The sequence below is a fragment of the Micromonospora sp. NPDC000089 genome (assembly GCF_042899365.1).
In the GTDB taxonomy this organism is placed as follows: domain Bacteria; phylum Actinomycetota; class Actinomycetes; order Mycobacteriales; family Micromonosporaceae; genus Micromonospora.
The window spans coordinates 302,594-319,608 of record NZ_JBIAZT010000007.1; the positions used below are offsets into that span (position 1 = coordinate 302,594).

At 72.6% G+C, this 17,015-nt stretch carries 19 protein-coding genes and 1 tRNA gene; 12 read left to right on the top strand and 8 right to left on the bottom strand.

What is annotated here, in order from left to right:
- Positions 1–49: 49 nt before the first annotated feature.
- Positions 50–1,441 carry an FG-GAP-like repeat-containing protein gene (locus tag ACFY3U_RS16185; RefSeq protein WP_387201442.1) on the top strand — a complete coding sequence of 464 codons (1,392 nt, stop codon included), beginning with the start codon at positions 50–52 and terminating at the stop codon, positions 1,439–1,441.
- 89 nt (positions 1,442–1,530) lie between these two features.
- On the opposite strand, the gene ACFY3U_RS16190 is transcribed toward ACFY3U_RS16185, so the two are convergent.
- Positions 1,531–2,256, bottom strand: a complete 726-nt coding sequence (locus ACFY3U_RS16190; protein ID WP_387201444.1) for a VOC family protein — start codon at positions 2,254–2,256, stop codon at positions 1,531–1,533.
- Positions 2,257–2,557: 301 nt separating this feature from the next.
- Between ACFY3U_RS16190 and ACFY3U_RS16195 the strand changes: the two genes are divergently transcribed.
- Entirely contained in the window at positions 2,558–4,333 is a 1,776-nt protein-coding gene (locus ACFY3U_RS16195) for a glycosyl hydrolase (RefSeq protein WP_387201447.1), read from the top strand.
- Between the two features lie 264 nt (positions 4,334–4,597).
- Positions 4,598–5,599 carry a helix-turn-helix domain-containing protein gene (locus ACFY3U_RS16200; RefSeq protein WP_387201450.1) on the top strand — a complete coding sequence of 334 codons (1,002 nt, stop codon included), beginning with the start codon at positions 4,598–4,600 and terminating at the stop codon, positions 5,597–5,599.
- On the opposite strand, the gene ACFY3U_RS16205 is transcribed toward ACFY3U_RS16200, so the two are convergent.
- Entirely contained in the window at positions 5,575–5,703 is a 129-nt protein-coding gene (locus ACFY3U_RS16205; RefSeq protein ID WP_387201453.1) for a hypothetical protein, read from the bottom strand. The genes ACFY3U_RS16200 and ACFY3U_RS16205 overlap by 25 nt on opposite strands.
- Positions 5,704–5,853: 150 nt before the next feature.
- Between ACFY3U_RS16205 and ACFY3U_RS16210 the strand changes: the two genes are divergently transcribed.
- From ACFY3U_RS16210 to ACFY3U_RS16220, 3 genes are read left to right on the top strand one after another with little or no spacing between them, the layout of a single operon-like run.
- Complete coding sequence (locus tag ACFY3U_RS16210; RefSeq protein ID WP_387201456.1) at positions 5,854–6,366, top strand: NUDIX domain-containing protein; 513 nt, start codon at positions 5,854–5,856, stop codon at positions 6,364–6,366.
- A gap of 58 nt (positions 6,367–6,424) precedes the next feature.
- A complete protein-coding gene (locus ACFY3U_RS16215; RefSeq protein ID WP_387201459.1) occupies positions 6,425–7,039 on the top strand; it encodes a hypothetical protein in 615 nt (204 codons plus the stop codon).
- A 32-nt stretch (positions 7,040–7,071) separates the two neighbouring features.
- Positions 7,072–7,566 carry a hypothetical protein gene (locus ACFY3U_RS16220; protein WP_387201549.1) on the top strand — a complete coding sequence of 165 codons (495 nt, stop codon included), beginning with the start codon at positions 7,072–7,074 and terminating at the stop codon, positions 7,564–7,566.
- A 76-nt stretch (positions 7,567–7,642) separates the two neighbouring features.
- Here the strand turns inward: ACFY3U_RS16220 and ACFY3U_RS16225 are convergent, their stop codons facing one another.
- Positions 7,643–7,924, bottom strand: a complete 282-nt coding sequence (locus tag ACFY3U_RS16225) for a hypothetical protein (protein WP_387201462.1) — start codon at positions 7,922–7,924, stop codon at positions 7,643–7,645.
- On the opposite strand from ACFY3U_RS16225, the gene ACFY3U_RS16230 reads away from it, so the two are divergent.
- From ACFY3U_RS16230 to ACFY3U_RS16245, 4 genes are all read left to right on the top strand, one after another.
- Entirely contained in the window at positions 7,902–10,208 is a 2,307-nt protein-coding gene (locus ACFY3U_RS16230; protein ID WP_387201465.1) for a hypothetical protein, read from the top strand. The two genes, ACFY3U_RS16225 and ACFY3U_RS16230, sit on opposite strands and share 23 nt — an antisense overlap.
- Before the next feature lie 175 nt (positions 10,209–10,383).
- Complete coding sequence (locus ACFY3U_RS16235; RefSeq protein ID WP_387201468.1) at positions 10,384–11,178, top strand: hypothetical protein; 795 nt, start codon at positions 10,384–10,386, stop codon at positions 11,176–11,178.
- Entirely contained in the window at positions 11,175–11,390 is a 216-nt protein-coding gene (locus ACFY3U_RS16240) for an ABC-three component system middle component 6 (protein WP_387201471.1), read from the top strand. Before ACFY3U_RS16235 ends, ACFY3U_RS16240 begins: the two co-directional genes overlap by 4 nt.
- Positions 11,387–13,123: a DUF2326 domain-containing protein gene (locus ACFY3U_RS16245; protein ID WP_387201473.1), complete on the top strand. Its 1,737-nt coding sequence runs from the start codon at positions 11,387–11,389 to the stop codon at positions 13,121–13,123. Before ACFY3U_RS16240 ends, ACFY3U_RS16245 begins: the two co-directional genes overlap by 4 nt.
- A 53-nt stretch (positions 13,124–13,176) precedes the next feature.
- Here the strand turns inward: ACFY3U_RS16245 and ACFY3U_RS16250 are convergent.
- Positions 13,177–13,266, bottom strand: a tRNA-Ser gene (locus ACFY3U_RS16250).
- A gap of 75 nt (positions 13,267–13,341) precedes the next feature.
- Here ACFY3U_RS16250 and deoD point away from each other — a divergent pair.
- Positions 13,342–14,049 carry a purine-nucleoside phosphorylase gene (gene deoD, locus ACFY3U_RS16255; protein ID WP_387201475.1) on the top strand — a complete coding sequence of 236 codons (708 nt, stop codon included), beginning with the start codon at positions 13,342–13,344 and terminating at the stop codon, positions 14,047–14,049.
- A 147-nt stretch (positions 14,050–14,196) separates the two neighbouring features.
- Here deoD and ACFY3U_RS16260 read toward each other — a convergent pair whose 3' ends face one another.
- The 4 genes from ACFY3U_RS16260 to ACFY3U_RS16275 all read right to left on the bottom strand — a co-directional run bounded on the left by ACFY3U_RS16260 (position 14,197) and on the right by ACFY3U_RS16275 (position 16,132).
- Complete coding sequence (locus ACFY3U_RS16260) at positions 14,197–14,661, bottom strand: nucleoside deaminase (protein ID WP_387201552.1); 465 nt, start codon at positions 14,659–14,661, stop codon at positions 14,197–14,199.
- 166 nt (positions 14,662–14,827) lie between these two features.
- Positions 14,828–15,355 carry a tRNA adenosine deaminase-associated protein gene (locus tag ACFY3U_RS16265; RefSeq protein WP_387201478.1) on the bottom strand — a complete coding sequence of 176 codons (528 nt, stop codon included), beginning with the start codon at positions 15,353–15,355 and terminating at the stop codon, positions 14,828–14,830.
- A 119-nt stretch (positions 15,356–15,474) separates the two neighbouring features.
- Complete coding sequence (locus ACFY3U_RS16270; protein ID WP_387201481.1) at positions 15,475–15,642, bottom strand: hypothetical protein; 168 nt, start codon at positions 15,640–15,642, stop codon at positions 15,475–15,477.
- A gap of 73 nt (positions 15,643–15,715) precedes the next feature.
- Complete coding sequence (locus ACFY3U_RS16275) at positions 15,716–16,132, bottom strand: hypothetical protein (RefSeq protein WP_387201484.1); 417 nt, start codon at positions 16,130–16,132, stop codon at positions 15,716–15,718.
- A 75-nt stretch (positions 16,133–16,207) separates the two neighbouring features.
- Between ACFY3U_RS16275 and ACFY3U_RS16280 the strand changes: the two genes are divergently transcribed.
- On the top strand, positions 16,208–16,966 hold the full coding sequence (locus ACFY3U_RS16280) for a M23 family metallopeptidase (protein ID WP_387201487.1): 759 nt from the start codon (positions 16,208–16,210) through the stop codon (positions 16,964–16,966).
- Positions 16,967–17,015 lie beyond the last annotated feature (49 nt).

Below are 17,015 nucleotides of genomic sequence, written 5' to 3' on the forward strand. Positions count from 1 at the left end.
CATCTTGTCTCGAAGGGCGATTCTCGCGACGGCCGTCGGTGCCGCCGCGATGCTCGGTGCGACCGCGGTGGCGCCGGGGGCGGCAACCGCCGCACCCGCACCCGCACCCGCCCGGTTCGCCGACTTCAACAACGACGGCTACCCCGACCTTGCGGTCAGCGCGGCGACCGCGCCCGCCGGCACCGTCAGCCGGGCCGGTGCGGTGGCGGTCGCCTACGGGTCACCGAGCGGCCTGCGGTACGACAACGCCTCGATCGTGAACCAGGGCACTCCCGGCGTGCCGGGAGACCCGGTCGACAACGGCCAGTGGCGTGCGGTGACCGACTTCGGCGACCTCGACCACGACGGTTACGACGACCTGGTCATCCGGTGGGGCGACGCGGGCACCGTGCTCTGGGGCAGCGCGGCGGGCATCACCGGCGCCGGTGTTCCGGTGGCGTCCGGCACCATCACGGACGGCGTGCCGCAACTGCTCGGCCGCCTCGCGGTGGGCGACGTCAACGGTGACGGCATCGACGACCTGGTCAGCCGGGGCTGGGACACTGGCGCGTCGAGCGGCCTGGTCGACGGGGTCGCCGTCCTGCTGGGCCCGCTCAACCACACCACGGGTCAGCCGGCCGGTCGCTGGTGGCGGAACACCGAGAAGCTGGACAACCTCCAGACGTACGGCGTCAACGTCGGCGACCTGACCGGGGACGGCATCGCCGACATCGCGGTCGCCGGCGGAGTCGTGGGGGCGTCCACCATGGCGTGGATGGTGTTGAAGGGTTCTCCCTCCGGCCCGGTCAAGGGCAGCGCGTGGAACGGCCCCTACGGGACGGACTGGCCGCACCCCACGGCAGTGGGTGACATCAACCGGGACGGCTACGCCGACGTGGTGGAGGGCTACCCGTTCACCAGCCGCTTCTACGTCATCTACGGCGGGCCGGCCGGCATCAGCGCCACCTTGCCGCCGCGCCTGTACACCCAGGCCAGCCCCGGAGTGCCGGGCGTCGACGAGAAGGACGACAAGTTCGGCTCGGCGGTGGCCATCGGGGACACCGACCGGGACGGCTACCCGGACCTGGTCGTCGGGACCTCCTACGAGACCGGTTCGGACCCGGCCACCACCTGGCGGTCCGGGGCGGTCACCGTGCTGCGCGGCAGCGCCGGCGGGCTGACCACCACCGGGGCGAAGGTGCTCACCCAGAACAGCAGCGGCATCCCCAGCACCTCCGAGAGGGAGGACCACTTCGGCGCCGCGGTCGAGATCATCGACAGCGACCGGAACGGCACCGCCGAGGTGTATGTCGGCGGCAACGGCGAGGACGGTTACCGGGGTCGGATCTGGAAGCTCCAGACCGGCGCCACCGGCGTGACGGGCACCGGCGCCACCAGCTTCCAGCTCGGTGACCTCGGCGGCCCGACGGGCGGCAACTTCGGCGCGTATCTCGTCGGCTGATCCCGCCTGGTCGTGCGCGCCCCGGTCCGTCCCGCGGACCGGGGCGCGGTGCGTTCCGCCTCCGTACGACCACCGGCGCCCCTGCGTCGTCAGGCGCTTGGCACCCGGAACTCGTTGCCGTCGGGGTCGGCCAGCACGACCGCACCGTCCGGGGCCACCTCGACCCGGGTCGCGCCCAGACCGATCAACCGCTCGACCTCCGCCCGCTGGTCGCCGTCGGCCGGGGCCAGGTCGAAGCGCTGCCGGTTCCGCCCCGCCTTCGGGTTCAACGGCGGGCCACCCCAGGCGACCTTGGTGCCGCCGGCCGGGGACTGGATCGCGGTCTCCCCGTCCTGGTCCCAGACCAGCGGCCAGCCGAGCGCCGCGCTCCAGAAGACGCCGACCGCCCGGGTGCCGTCGCAGGCCAGCTCGCCGAGCGGGCCGCAGCCGGCGAGGAACGAGTTGCCCGGCTCGATCACACAGAACGCGTTGCCCTCCGGGTCGGCCAGCACGACGTGGCCCTCCTCGGGGCGCTGCCCGACGTCGAGCGGGGTGGCGCCGAGCTGGCGGGCGGTCGCCACTGCCTGCTGCTGGCCGTCCGGGCTGTCGCTGGTCAGGTGCAGGTGGATGTGGCGGTGCCGCACCCGCTCCGCGGGGCTCGGATGCGCGCCGCCGGGGCTCGGGGCGAACCGCAGGCCGACCTGGGTCGGGCCGCCCGGCAGCAGCGCCGCGTCGCCGTCCGTCCGGACGTCCCGACCCAGCAGGTCGCCCCAGAACCGCGCCAGGCCGCCCGGGTCGTACGCGTCGAAGGTCACCGTCAGCAGTCGCGGCAGCATCACCGCACCGTAGGCATCCCGCTCCACCTCGACAACCGGATAACGCCCTGGCAGGCGAACAGACTTGACCGGTTCAGGCTCTCCGGCCACCGATAATTCGCCTCGAAAGTGGAACCAACGGGCAACGGAAGATGTCGGGGGTGTTGACAAGTTAACCGGTTCACCATAACTATCATCTATGTCTTCGCTGGGGCGGCGACCGGGGGCAACCGGCCGACCGACCCGTCCGGGCAGCGCTGGTGACGGGACGACCGCGTCCCGCGTACGACCACACCTCCACCCGCCCAGGGAGATCATCACCATGACCCATCGCGTACGAGGCGCCAGAGCGTATCTGGCCGGCGCGGCAGGGCTGAGCCTGCTGTCGGCCGCGTTCGTCGCCATGCCCAGTGCCCAGGCGGCAGCCGGCACCTGCCAGGTGCAGTACCAGGTCACCAACGACTGGGGCAACGGCGCCACCACCAACGTCGTCATCACCAACACCAGCGGCAGCGCCGTCAACGGCTGGACGCTGGGTTGGGCGTTCCCCGGCAACCAGGTCGTCGGCGACATCTGGAACGCCACCAAGACCCAGTCCGGCGCCAACGTGACCGCCACCAACGTCAGCTACAGCGCCGGCATCCCGGCCAACGGCGGCACGGTCAGCTTCGGCTTCAACGTCACCTACAGCGGGTCGAACCCGGCACCCACCGCGTTCACCCTCAACGGGGTGGCCTGCGGCGACACCGCGCCGTCCCCGACCGGCACGCCGACCCCGACGCCGACGCCGAGCGACAGCCCGAGCCCGACGCCCAGCCCGACCGGCACCGCGCCGGCCGGCAACCTGGCGCTGAACCGACCGACCACCGCATCGTCGAACGAGAGCACCGCGCTCGCCTCCGGGCTGGCCGTCGACGGCAACGGCGGGACCCGCTGGTCCAGCCTCTACACCGATCCGCAGTGGATCCAGGTCGACCTGGGCGCCACGTACCCGATCGCACAGGTGAACCTGCGCTGGGAGGCGGCGTACGGCAAGGCGTACCAGATCCAGACCTCGACCGACGGCACCACCTGGACCTCGATCTACAGCACCACCACCGGTGACGGCGGGCTCGACGCCCTCACGGTCACCGGCAACGGCCGGTACGTCCGGATGTCCGGCACGGCGCGCGGCAGCGCCTGGGGCTACTCGCTCTACGAGTTCGAGGTGTACGCGGTGAAGCCGCCCACCCCGCCGGGCCCCAACTGCGGGCAGGATCCCGCCGACCCGCAGGCGAACTCCAAGGTCCGCAACCTGCTCTGCTACCTCAAGACGCACCAGTTCGTCAGCGGCCAGACCGACCTGCCGGACGCGGACAAGGTGCAGCAGCTGACCGGCCGCTACCCGGCGATCGTCGCGTTCGACTTCATGGAGTACACCAAGGGCAGCATCCAGACCCAGCAGGTCATCGACTGGGCGAAGTCGAAGAAGGGCATCGTCGCCTTCCAGTGGCACTGGTACTGCCCGCGCGGCGGCAACTACTCCGCGCCCTGCGACTTCCAGCAGGACCTGAACAACCCGTCGTCCCAGCTGTACAAGGACATCGACCTGGTGGTGGCCGAGCTGAAGAAGATGGGCGACGCCGGGGTGCCGGTGCTGTTCCGCCCGCTGCACGAGGCCAACAACAACTACATGTGGTGGGCCAAGAAGGGCCAGGGCGCGTACCAGCAGCTCTGGCGGCTGATCTACCAGCGGGCGCAGCTCGCCGGGGCGCACAACATCGTCTGGGTCTTCAACGGCATGGCCAGCAACCAGGGCACCTCGCTCGCATCCTGGTACCCGGGTGACGCCTACGTCGACCTGGTCACCTCGGACTACTTCCAGAGCTGGAGCGACTTCGACATCACCAAGGCGGTCAGCGGCAGCAAGACCACCGGTGTGGCGGAGACGTTCAGCCCGCTCAACCCGTCGTCCGACCCGGCCTGGCCGTACTACGTGGTCTGGGCGTCCCGGGACTGGAACGGCAGCGGCAAGGACGTGGCCGGTCTGTGGAAGACCGCGATGGCCAACCCGAAGACCATCTCGATCGACCAGCTTCCGGACATGTCCGCCTGGTAATCGACCGCGGCAAAAGGGGGCCGGGCCCGCACGGGCCCGGCCCTTTCCGTGCGTACGCGGCCAGCCCGGCCGCCTCATGCACGATACGTATAGCGAATACTCACCGAACGGGTTGAATGAGCCGGACCGGCCCGATACGGAGGGGAGCCGCTTCGCATGACCGGCTCATTGAGGATCGGCACATGCGCCCGATGCGGCGGGCACCTGGCGAGTGACAATGATTCGGGACGATGCGCGGCGTGCCGGCGAACGGAGCGGGACCGGTTGGTCACCCCGCCCGAGCCGCCGCTGACGTTCTGGGCTCACGAGCCGTTGCGACAGGCGCTGGCGGAACGGCACCTGGGTCGGGTCGTCCGCGCCTATCGCCACCACCCCTACCACGGGACGCAGCCGCTGCCCCAGAGGACGGTGGCCGGTTGGCTGGGCGTGACGCAGGCGCAGCTCAGCCGCATGGAGAACGGATCGCCCGTGGTGCACCTCGACCGCCTCATCCATGCCGCTCGCGTGTTGCGCATCCCGGCTCACGAGCTGTGGTTCCAGCTTCCGGCCCAGCCGAGGAGCCCCTCGGAGACCCTGCCCGCGGATGCCGGAGAAGCCGGACTTCACCTCGTTCGCGCACTGCGGTCCGCCGACCGGCAGATCGGAGGCAGGAACCTCTATGGGGCGGTGCTGGCGCACCTCGCCGGGTTCTCCGTCACCGCGCATCGGTCGCCGTCCGCCCCTCGCTCCTTGCTGGCGGCCGTGGTCTCGCTGCACGAGATGGCCGGCTGGATGGCACATGACTCCGGTGCGCCGACGACAGCCCGCATACACCTGCACAACGCTCTCGGGTTGGCCGCCGAGGGCGGAGATCAGCGGTTGATCGGCCAGATCCGCGGCAGCCTGAGCCACCTCGCCTGTCATGAGGGCGACGCGGAAACCGCCATCGCACATGCCTCGGCCGGGTTGAGCGTCGTTGCCGGTGACAACGCTGACGCGCTGATTCGCGCCCGCCTGCTCGCCTTGCAGGCGCACGGCTTCGCCGTGGCGGGACGCGGCCAGGAATGCCACATCGCGTTGGCCGCCGCCGAGGCCGCGCTGTCGGAGGACGGTCCCACCTCCTCGGAGTGGCTCAGCCCGTTCGACCGCACCTCCTTCAGCATCGAAGCGGCCCGCTGCCTGCTGCGCCTGAATGATCTGACCGCTGTGCTGCGCGTGCTCGACGACGTTCCGGTCGGCCGGGTGACGACCCGGGTACGCAGTCAGGCGCTCGCCCGCTGCTGTTGATCACCGCCCTCGTCGGACAGGCCCGGATCGAGGAGGCATGCGTCGTCGCCCACCAGGCCATCGACCGGACCCACGCCCTGGGGTCGGCCGTCGTCCTCGGTCAACTCCGACAGCTCGCGCTGCTGCTCCGCTCACACGTGGAGCGCTGTCCCGAGGTGCCGCCGCTCCTCGAGCGCCTACGTGACACCGTTCGGGAACGGGCGTGGGTGACGCTGCCGATGCCGACGGGGTGAGTTCGGCCGACAATGGCCGTCATGGCCGACGAGCGCCCGCTGTACGAGCGGGATCCAGCAGCCTGGCGGGCGCACCTCGCCGAGGGCAACGCGCGCCAACCCCGCAAGCGGGTCGGGGTGGACGTGCTGCTGCGCGATGAGCGGGGTGACATCCTGCTGGTGGACCCGCGCTACAAGCCGGACTGGGATCTGCCTGGCGGCATGGCCGAGGCGAACGAGTCTCCCCGGCTCACGGCGGAACGCGAACTCCGCGAGGAGTTGGGGCTGCGGCTGCGCGTCGGGCCGCTGCTGGTGGTGGACTGGGTGGCGCCGCACGGGCCCTGGGACGACAGCCTGATGTTCGTCTTCGACGGCGGGGTGGTACCTGCCCCGCAGGAGCTGCGCCCGACGGACGACGAGCTGCGCGGGTGCCGGTTCGCCTCGCTGGAGCAGGCACGGACCATGCTCCGCCCGTACGTCTGGGAGCGGCTGCGGCACGCGGCCGACGCCGCTCGGGACGGGTGCCCGAGATACCTGACCAACGGCGCGCCGTGACGGCACCATCGGTCGTACACATGTTCCATCCACAGGCTGTGGACGGCGGGGGGACGGGATGAGTTACCAGCTCAGCGCGGTGGTCGCGGACGTCGAGCTGCTGCGGGAGCACACCGCCGAGCTGGACCGCGCCGTCCTCGCCGCGCTACGGCAGGACTTCGCGCTGCTGCCGGTGACCCCGCAACTGGTCGAAGAGTTGACCGGCGCCCTGCCGGACTTCGCCGCTTCGGCGCCCGGGCCGGAGCAGCCGTTCCACCTCGTCCTGTCCCCCGCGCTGGCCGGGGTGCTGGCGGCCTGGTCGCGGGAGGGTCCGGTGGCGTACCTGGAGGCGGAGTTCTTCGGCGGGCTGGGGCACCAGGCCGCGGTGGTGTGGTTGGGCGGCACGGTGAGCTGGGGCCCGCGAGTCGACGAAGCCCTGGACGGACCGCGGAGCGAGTGGCCGATCAACGCGGCGCTCGCCCGGCTCGGCGCGGAGCCGGGTCGCTGGTTGGATCTCTTCGCCGAGCTGGGCCTGCACCTGGAGCGGCACACCGACGGCTGGTTGGCCCACGGGCGGCGTGGACTGTCCGCCGACTACTGGGACGAGCTGGCCGAGGAGTGGGAACACCGGCAATCCGGCACCGACCAGCAACCTCAGCGCCCCGGTCCCGTTGGGGACTGGGGGATTCCATGAAATTGCGACAATTTGCCTTTCTCGCCGCGCTGATGACCGCCGCCTCGGTGGCCGGCAGCGGCGTCGCTCCACGCGGGCCGATGGTGCCCGCCCGGCCGGTCGGCGACGCCGAGGTGGTCGGCCTGGACGGGCTGCGCGGCATCGAGTTCGGCGACAGCGAGCGGGAGCTGAGCCGGCGCGGCGCGCTGCGTACCGACCCGGACGGCTGCGGCCCGATCCTGACCGGGCACGAGGACGTCGGCCCGATCTTCGTCGACGACCGGTTGGTGCTGCTCTGGCTCGACGACCCGATGAGCACGCCCGGTGGGATCACCGTCGGCACCCCGGTCAGCGAGGTGTGGGACCGGTACCCGTCGGCGACCCGACTGGTCGCTCCACACGGGACGTACCGGTTCGACGGGCTGCTGGCGCGCAGCGGCGACCGCGCGTACCTCTTCCTGCACGACGGGGTCACCGTCCAGAAGATCGTCACCGGGTACGCCGACTGGGCCCGCCGCCTCTTCGCCGAGGGCTACGACCCCTGCTGAACCTGCCCCAACAGCTGATTGCCGTGGATCGAGCGCCGTGGAACCATCTGCTCTCCCGCGCGCGTCGCGCGGATCATCACGGGGGAGTTGATGTGAGCACCACCCTGTCCACCGCCCGGAACGGCTCGCGCCGGAGGCTGTCCCGGCTGGCGATGGCCGTCACCGTCACCGTCGCGGTGTCGAGCGTCCTGATCGGACCCTCCATCGCGACGGCCGCCCCGGCCCCGGCCGCCCCGTCGGCGGCGTCCCGATCCACCACTGCCACGGCCGCCCCACGCCCGGCACCCAGCGTCTCCTCGTCCGCGACGCAGGCGGCACCGTCGCGCGGCACCGTCGTGTCGACCGCGCCGGCGCCCACCCGCCGCACCGCCACCGCGGTGGCCACCGCCCGCCCCCGACCCGCCGCGCCGGGGTGCGGCGGCAAGCTGGCGTTGGGGACGGTCGCGAGCTGCGCCTCGATCAGCGGGGCGCGGCAGCACGCCTTCACGGTCACCTCGCAGGTCGCGCAGGACATCCTCCTCGTCCGGCTGCGGGAAGTCTCCGGAGACCCGGTCAGCGGCCGGGTCACCGGCCCGACCGGTGAGTCGGTCTGCATCCTCGGCCCGTACCTCGACGAGTGCCGGCTCGGCGCCGCCGGCAGCTACCGGGTCACCGTCTCGCTGACCTACTCCACCGGCGAGGCCGCCTACACCCTCTCCGCCGAGTCCACGCGCACCCCGTCGACGTGCGAGACCCTGCCGGCCGAGTTCTTCTCGTTCGCCTCGCCCGGCCGCGCCGGCACGCTCCCCGCCGGGCTCGCCTCCCGCTGTTTCACGTTCACTCAGGCCCCCGGTGAGGTGCTCCAGGTGAGCGAACCGGGCGGCCGGGGCGAGGTACGCGGGGTCATCCGCGACGCGACGAACCAGCCGCTCTGCACCGTCGACTACGTCGAGCGCTGCGAGCTGAACGGCCCCGGGCCGTACCGGCTCTTCCTCGGCGAGATGTACGGTGCCGAGTCCGCGTACACGCTGAAGATGCCCCGGCTGTCCCACCAGGTCGGGTGTCCCGCGCTGCCGCTGGCCCGCTTCGGCGACCCGGGGCCGGCGGTCGCCGCCGGCTCGCTGCCGACCGACACGGCGGTGGCGTGTCACGCGCTGACCGCCGCCGCGGCCGGCCCGGTCGTGGTGCGGGTCGACGCGTTCGCCGACCAGTTCCTCTCCTGGGCCGTCTACGACGCCGCCGGCGCCCTGATCTGCGAGGAGTGGTCCCACGCCCACTCCTGCACGCTGCCGGCCGCCGGGTCGTACACCCTGCTGGCGCGCAGCGATCGTTGGGAGCCGCTGCCCTACCAGGTGGCGGTGGTCTCGCTCGGCACCGCTGGCTGCGCCGCGGCCACCGGCACCAACTGGGACCAGCCGGCCCTGCTGGTGCACCAGACCTCGGCGGTGCAGACGAACTGCCAGCCGTTCCGCGGCGAGGGCGGCGACCGGGTGCAGGCCTACCACGCCCCGACCGCCTACAACTCCCCGTACGCCTGGATCGTCGACGAGGGCGGCAACGAGGTGTGCACGGAGCCGTCGGAGGAGGACGGCTGCGTGCTGCCGTCCACCGGGACGTTCCGGGTCGTCTCGTACCTGGCCTTCTGGAACGCAGACGACGTCGACCTGACGTACCGGATGCAGGTCCGGCGGCTCTCCCAGCCGGTCGGCTGCCCCACCGTCGCGCCCGGCGCCTACGACGCCCCGCCCGCGGGGGCGCTCGGCGGCATCCGCTGCCGCAGCCTCGACATCGGGACCGCCGGCACCTACCGGGTCCGGGCCGCCGGCGCGGAGAACGACCGGCGGTACGCCACCGTCTACGACAGCACCGGCCACCGGCTCTGCACCGACGAGGTCTGCCGGTTCCCGGCCGCCGGTCGCTACCCGCTGGTGCTCGACGGCGGCACGGCCAGTACGGTCATCGACCTGGACGTCACCTACACGGTGGCCCTGCTGCCGCTGGTGCCGAAGGACTGCCCGACGGTCTCCGACAGTGGCCTGCAGGACCCGCCGCACCGTGGCCGGTTCACCGCCGCCGGCCAGTTCAACTGCCTGAAGTTGGCCAGCCCGGCCGGTGCCCGGATCGTGGAGCTGCTGCCCGGGGAGGCGGTCGGCGCCGCCGCGCCGCGGGTGTCGGTGGTCGACGCGAGCGGCACGCAGGTCTGCGACTCGTCCTGGTCACTGCGGGAGTACCGGTGCGAGCTGACCGGGCAGGCGCCGTTCTTCGCGGTGCTGGACGCGGCCGGCGGCTCGCCCGTCGGGGCGTACTCGCTGGCCTTCGCCCGCGTCGACGGGCCGCCGGCCTGCCCGGTGCTGCCGGCCGGCGACACCGGGGCGACGGCGACCACCGGCGCGGACCGTTTCGCCGTCTGCTTCTCCATCCCGGCCGACCAGCGGGCCGCCCAGGAGTCGATCACCTGGCAGCGGACGTCGGGCATCGGCGACGCCCGGCTGTCGGTGTTCGACGCCGAGGGCAACCGGTACTGCGGGCCGACCGCGTACGCAGTGCAGCGGACGGTCACCTGCACCCTCCCGGCCGGCCCGGTGACCGTGCTCCTGGAGGCGGACGGGGTGGACGCCACGTACCAGCTCACCCACCGGCCCGCGACCGCGCCGGCCGCCTGAGCGCGCGGTGGGCCGGTCCTCGCGGCCGGCCCACCGCCCGCGCGCCACGCGCTCAACCGGCTCCCCGGAAATGCTCGCCGACTTCCCGGCGGGCGACCGGCGAACAATTTGCGAATTCGACGTGATTCGATCATCGGGTCGACACGATGGGTAATAGAGTCGCTACTTTTGACCCATGGGAAGCGGCCGGACGATCAGCAGCCGGCGCAGCTATTCCACCCGGACCCTGAAGATACTCTTCGCGCTCTCCGGTGGCTGCTGCGCCTTTCCCGGCTGCCGGCTGCTCCTGGTCGACCGGCGGCACGACGTGTCGAACCCCGCCAACCTGACCAACATCGCGCACATTCGCGGCGCGGCCGACGACGGGCCGCGGGCCGACCCGGCGCTCAGCCACGCCGAGCGCGACGCGTACCCGAATCTGATGTTGCTCTGCCCCACCCACCACAAGCTGGTCGACGACCACCCGGACCGCTACCCCGTCGCGGTGCTGCTGGCCTACAAGGCGCAGCTGGAGGAGTGGGTCCGAGCCCGGCTCACCGCGGCGATGGTGACCGTCACGTCGGCCGAGCTGGACGTGGTCTGCAAGCACCTGGTGGCCGGCGGCCCGTTGCCGTCGACCCCGCTGCGCGCGGTGCCGACCGAGGAGAAACTGCGGCACAACGGCCTCGGCGAGCCGTCCCGCCTGCGGCTGACCCTCGGCCTGGCGCAGAGCCCGCTGGTCGCGGAGTACCTGCAGAACATGGCGGCCGCCGTCGATCCCCGCTTTCCGGGAAATCTGCGCCACGCGTTCGTCCGCGAATACGAGCGACTCTGGGCCGAGGGGCTACGCGGTGATAGCCTATTTGTCGCGCTCAGTGAATTCGCGGGCGGGGAGGGCACGACCGCCGGCGACCTGCCGCGGCAGGCGGCCGGGCTCGCCGTTCTCAGCCACCTGTTCAGCGTCTGCGACGTGTTCGAGGAGGCGCGGTGATCCTGCCGGATAAATACGTCGACCTGCCGCACAGCCTGCTCGGCCAGGCCGCCGCCCTGATCGCGGCGCGCCGGGGCACCACCACCGTCTCCGACCTGTGGGCGGCGGTCCAGCCGCAGATGTCGTACGAGCGCTTCGTGCTCGCGCTGGACCTGCTGTTCATCCTCGGCGTGGTGGACGGCGGCGGTGGCGTGCTGCGGTGGTCCCGGTGAGGATCCGCCGGGTCTCCGCCAACCAGCCCGGCTTCCGGGAGGTACGCCTCAATCCCGGCTTCAATCTCGTGGTCGCCGACCGGGTGGTGGACCGCGGGCCGGCCACCCCCCGGCGCGGCCTGGGCAAAACCAGCCTCATCGAGATCATCGACTACTGCCTCGGCGCCGGGCTCGGCGTCGGCCAGAACCTGGTGCACGTCAAGGCGATCGACGACGGCTGGGCGTTCACCCTCGACCTGGAGCTGGACGGGCAGCCGATGCAGGTGACCCGGGGGCTGCGCCGGCCGAACGAGATCCGGGTCCGCGGCGAGGTACGCGACGACCACGGCGTCGTCGAGCCGGACGGCTCCCGGCTGCTGCGGCTCAGCGAGTGGCGGGCCCACCTCGGGGAACGCTGCTTCGGTCTGGGCGCCGACCAGCCGCACAAGTACGTGCCGAGCTTCCGCTCGCTGTTCGCGTACTGCGCCCGGACCGGCCCCGGCGCGTTCGTCGACCCGTTCCGCGTCTCCGGTGAGCAGAAGGCCTGGCAGGTGCAGCTCAACACGGCGTACCTGCTCGGCCTGAACTGGCGCACGGTGGCCAGCTGGCAGCAGCTCAAGCAGGACGAGGCGGCGCTGCGGACGCTGGCCGACCGGAACGAGGAGTCGATCGAGCGGATGGAGGGCGGCCTCGGGGAGCTGGAGTCGGAGCGGATCCGGGTGGCCGCCGACCAGGCCGAGCTGCGGCAGGCGATCGCTGAGTTCCGGGTGCTGCCGCAGTACCGGGAGGCCCGGACCCGACTCGACGACACCACCGCCCGGATCAAGGAGCTGATCTCCGAGATCACCCTGCAGGAGAACCTGCTCGACCTGTACGCCGAGCGGGTCAGCGCCGAACCGGAGGTGGTCACCGCCACCGTCGCCGCCCTCTACGACGAGGTGGGCGTGGCACTGCCCGAGCTGACCCGTCGTTCGCTGGACGAGGTGCTGGAGTTCCACCGCGCGATCACCCGCAACCGGCGCGACTACCTGCAGATGGAGATGACCCGGCTGCGGACGGCCACCGCGTCGGCGCAGACCCAGCTGCGCGGGCTGGAGGAGGAGCAGCGGCAGGCCCTGCGGCTGCTCAGCTCCGGCGGGGCGCTGGACGACCTGGCCGAGCTGCAGGCCCGGTACGGCCGGCTGAGCAGCCGGCTGGAGACGCTGGACCGGCGTGCGGAGGACGTCCGCCGGCTGCGTACCGACCTGGAGAAGCTGCGCACCCAGCGGCAGATCCTGCGGCAGCAGACCTTCGTCGACCACTACGAACGCCGGGAGCACTGGACGGGCGCGGTGGCCACCTTCGCCCGGATCACCCAGGCGCTCTTCGGTCGCCCCGGCGACCTGGTCATCGACGTGACCGACTCCGGGTACGCGTTCCGCACCAAGACCCGCCAGGACGACGGCGACCGGCTGCACGTCTTCGGGTACGACCTGACGCTCGCCACCGTCTGGGCCGGGCGGCCGCACGGGCCCGGGGTGCTGGTCCACGACAGCGCGGTCTTCGAGCGGGCGGACGACCGGCAGATCGCCCGGGCGCTCGCGGTGGCCGCCACGCAGAGCGCCGCCGCCGGCTTCCAATACATCGCCACGATCAACTCGGACGTGCTGCCGGAGGAGGAGCTGACCGCCCTCGGCATCGACCTCGACAACCGGATCGTGCTGCGCCTCACCGACGCCGACCCGGCGGGAGCGCTGTTCGGTCAGACCTTCTGACGGGCTCGGCCTCGGAAACGACGAAGCGCCCGGGGAGTCCCGGGCGCTTCGGTTGGCGGTGGCGGCGGGATTTGAACCCGCGGAGGGCGTAAACCCTCACACGCTTTCGAGGCGTGCTCCTTAGGCCACTCGGACACGCCACCGCCGACGAGGGTACAGGACCCCCGGTCCCGATGCCGAACCGGTATGGCCCACCCCGACCTGGCAGGATCTTTGCCATGAGTACGCACATCGGCGCGAAGCCGGGAGAGATCGCCGAACGGGTCCTGATGCCGGGCGACCCGCTGCGGGCGAAGTGGATCGCGGAGACCTACCTCGAGGGCGCCACCTGCTACTCGACGGTCCGGGGCATGCTGGGCTTCACCGGCCGCTGGAACGGCGTCGAGGTGTCCGTCCAGGGCTCCGGCATGGGCATGCCGTCCGCCTCGATCTACGCCCACGAGCTGATCAACGAGTACGGCGTGAAGACGCTGATCCGGGTCGGCTCCTGCGGTGCCCTCTCCGAGGAGCTGCAGCTGCGCGACGTGGTCGCCGCGATCGGGTCGTCGACCGACTCGAACATGAACCGGATGCGCTTCGACGGGCTGATCGACTACGCCCCGGTCGCCGACTTCGGGCTGCTGCGCACCTCGGTCGAGGTGGCCGAGCGGCGCGGCATCGCCATGCACGTCGGCCCGATCCTGGCCGCGGACGCCTTCTACACCGACCGGCCGGACCTGTACGACGCCCTCGCCGACTACGGCGTGCTGGCCGTCGAGATGGAGTCCGCGGCGCTCTACACGATCGCCGCCCGGTTCAAGGCCCGTGCGCTGACCATCCTGACGGTCAGCGACCACATCAAGACCGGCGAGAAGACCACCTCCCAGGAGCGTGAGCAGACCTTCGGCCAGATGGTCGAGATCGCCCTGGACACCGCCACCGCCTGACGCCTCGGGTCGCGAGCGGTATGACTCTGGGTCATATTCATGACGCAGCGTCATACCGCTCCTCGCGGATTCGTCTCCGCCGGCCGCCCCGCCCGGCGAGCGATCCGAGCGGCAGGTGCGGCGGAGCGCGGGGCTGAGCAGCCGGCGTCAGCGGAAGAAGGCGCGCAGGAGGGCGGCGTTCTCCCGCTCCAGGACGCCGGCGTACACCTCGGGGCGGTGGTTGAGGCGGCGGTCGCGCAGCACGTCCCAGAGCGAGCCGGCCGCGCCGGTCTTGGGTTCCCAGGCGCCGAAGACCACGGTCGAGACCCGGGCCAGCACCAGCGCGCCGGCGCACATCGTGCAGGGCTCCAGGGTGACCACCAGGGTGCAGCCGTCCAGCCGCCAGCGGCCCAGCCGCGCGGCGGCCCGGCGCAGCGCGAGCACCTCGGCGTGCGCGGTCGGGTCGCCGGTCAGCTCGCGCTCGTTGCGTCCGGTGGCCAGCTCGGCGCCGTGCGGCCCGTAGACCACCGCGCCCACCGGCACGTCGTCCACCGGCGACGACTCCGCCGAGGCGCCGGGCGACACGGCGGGCGCGTCGGGGCCGGTGACGGCGATCTCCAGGGCCCGGCGCATCCACAGCTCGTGCCGCTGCCGGCGCCCGACGGCGCCCGGGTCGGCCAGGCCCTCGTGCGCGCCCGGCCCGACCCGACCGGACCGGCCGGGGGTGGGCTGGCCGGGCTGTACCGTCTCCAGCGCCGGATCGGTCGCGTCGGCCGGCTCGGCCGCCCCCGGGGTCGGGTCAGACCTCACGCAGCTCCTCGACCTCGTCGGCGCAGCCGAGCACCTGGCAGACCTCGGCGGTGACGTCGGCCGGCATCATGCCCTCGCGGGTGCACAGCCGCAGCAGTCGCTGGGCGGGGATGCCCAGGTCGGCGAGGATGTCGGCGTCCCCGACCGGGTCGGCCTCCGGGTCGACCGCGGGCTGGTCGCCCTCCTCGTCGCCGCCGGCCGCCGGTTGCGGCTCGTCGACGTCGTCCACGTCGGTGACCGAGGTCTTCAGGTCACCGACCAGCAGCGCGCCCAACCGGGACTCCTCGGCGTACGCCGAGTCGGAGCCGAAGACCCGCAGGTCCTCCCCGTCGTCGAGGCGCAGGACGACCAGGTACGCGTCGTCGGCCTCGACGAAGAGCAGGGACAGGCCGGCGTCCGGCTCGACGTCGCGCAGCCGCTCGGCGACGTCGTCGAGATCGGTGGCGCCGCGCAGGTTCACCTCGGCGGCGTTCCAGCTGTCCTCGGCCCGCACCACGGCGGCAGCGAAGTACGACACGGTCCCCCCAATGGCCTCGGCACGGCACGCCGACTCGTTACGCGTGCACGTTATCCGGTCGGGTCGGCAGGCGACCGGTCAACGCCCCGAGTGGCGGGCCAATCGCGGAGAAAGTCGGTTCAGCCCGCGAGGCGACGACGGGTGGCGATCAGTTGGCGGAGGCGCTCGGTCTGTTCGCGCCGCGGCTTGTCCCGCTGCCGTACCGCTCGGGACCCGGCCAACTCGGCGAGGATCTGCAGGCGACGACGGCTGCGTTCGGGATCGAGCCGCGGGGTGGTCCAGGCCATACCGCGAAGCGTGCCCAGTCACAGCGAGTACGTCAAGAGAGGGTTCGTTGCGCAGCAGGGCGATGACCGACGGTCACCACATCGGCCAGTCGTTGCTGGTCGCCCAGCGCAGCACGACCACCGCGAAGGCGATGCTGCCACCACCCGCGGTGACGATGGCCACGCCGGTGGCGACCCCCCGGTCGCCCCACCGCACCAGCGCCAGGGCGCCCGCCCAGGCCAACCCGACGGCGACCACGGTCCACCAGGCGTAGCCCGCGACGTCCCGGCCGAGCAGGCCGAACAGCACCAGCCAGACCGCGGCGACCGCCGCCCCGGCGGCCACCGAGCCACCACCGATCGGGTACGGCTCGCGCCAGGTCGGCCGCCGCGGTGGGCCGGACGGGAAGAGGCCGGACGGGACGCGCACCGGTTGCGCCGGGCCGGTCGTGGGCGACAGCGGGCGCGCGGGCGGGGCGGGCGAGGCCGGCGGGACGGGCTGGGGGTTCATCGCCGTCGCTGCTCCGTTCCGGGGTGCGGGCTGCCGGTGGACCACCCCACCGTATCCGTCTGCCAGGATGTCCGGATGTCCTCGCGATCGATCCGCCGCCGGGCGGCGTACCCGGTCCTGCCGTTGCTCGCGGCGGCGCTGCTGGCCGGGTGCGGCCCGGGCGGGGTGCCGCCGTCGGCGGCGCCGGACGGGGGCGGACCGAGCGCGGTGGCCACCGCGGACCAGCCGGCCACCGCGGACCAGCCGACCACCGCCGCACCCACCCCGGCCCGGCCGTCGCCGGCGCCGATCCGCACCGACCTGCGGCGGGTCTTCCCGGTACGGTCCGACAACGTCGACTACCACCCGACGCACTCGGGCTACCCGGGGACGGACATCTTCGCCGACTGCGGCGAGCCGCTCCTGGCGGTGACCGACGGGACGATCCTTGAGGTGAGCCGGGTGGACCGGTTCGACAAGCGCGGGCCGTTGGGCCCGAACAACGGCGGCCTGTCGGTGTCGCTGCTCGGCGACGACGGGGTGCGCTACTACGGCTCGCACCTGAGCGCCATCGCCGCCGGCATCGACCCGGGGGTGCGGGTGCGGGCCGGCCGGCAACTCGGCCGGGTGGGGCGTACGGGCAACGCGAACAACGTGTGTCACGTCCACTTCGGGCTCTCCCCGAAGTGCACCGGGCGGGACGACTGGTGGATCCGGCGGGGCGTGGTCTGGCCGGCGCGGTACCTGAACTCCTGGCGGTCCGGGGGCGACCGTTCGCCGGCCGCCGAGGTGATCGCGTGGGAGCGGGATCACGGCTGCCCGAAGGCCCCGCGGACCACCTCCGGGGCGGGCTGACCGCCCGGCCACCGGCGCCGGGCACCGGGTGCGTCATCCGACCGACACA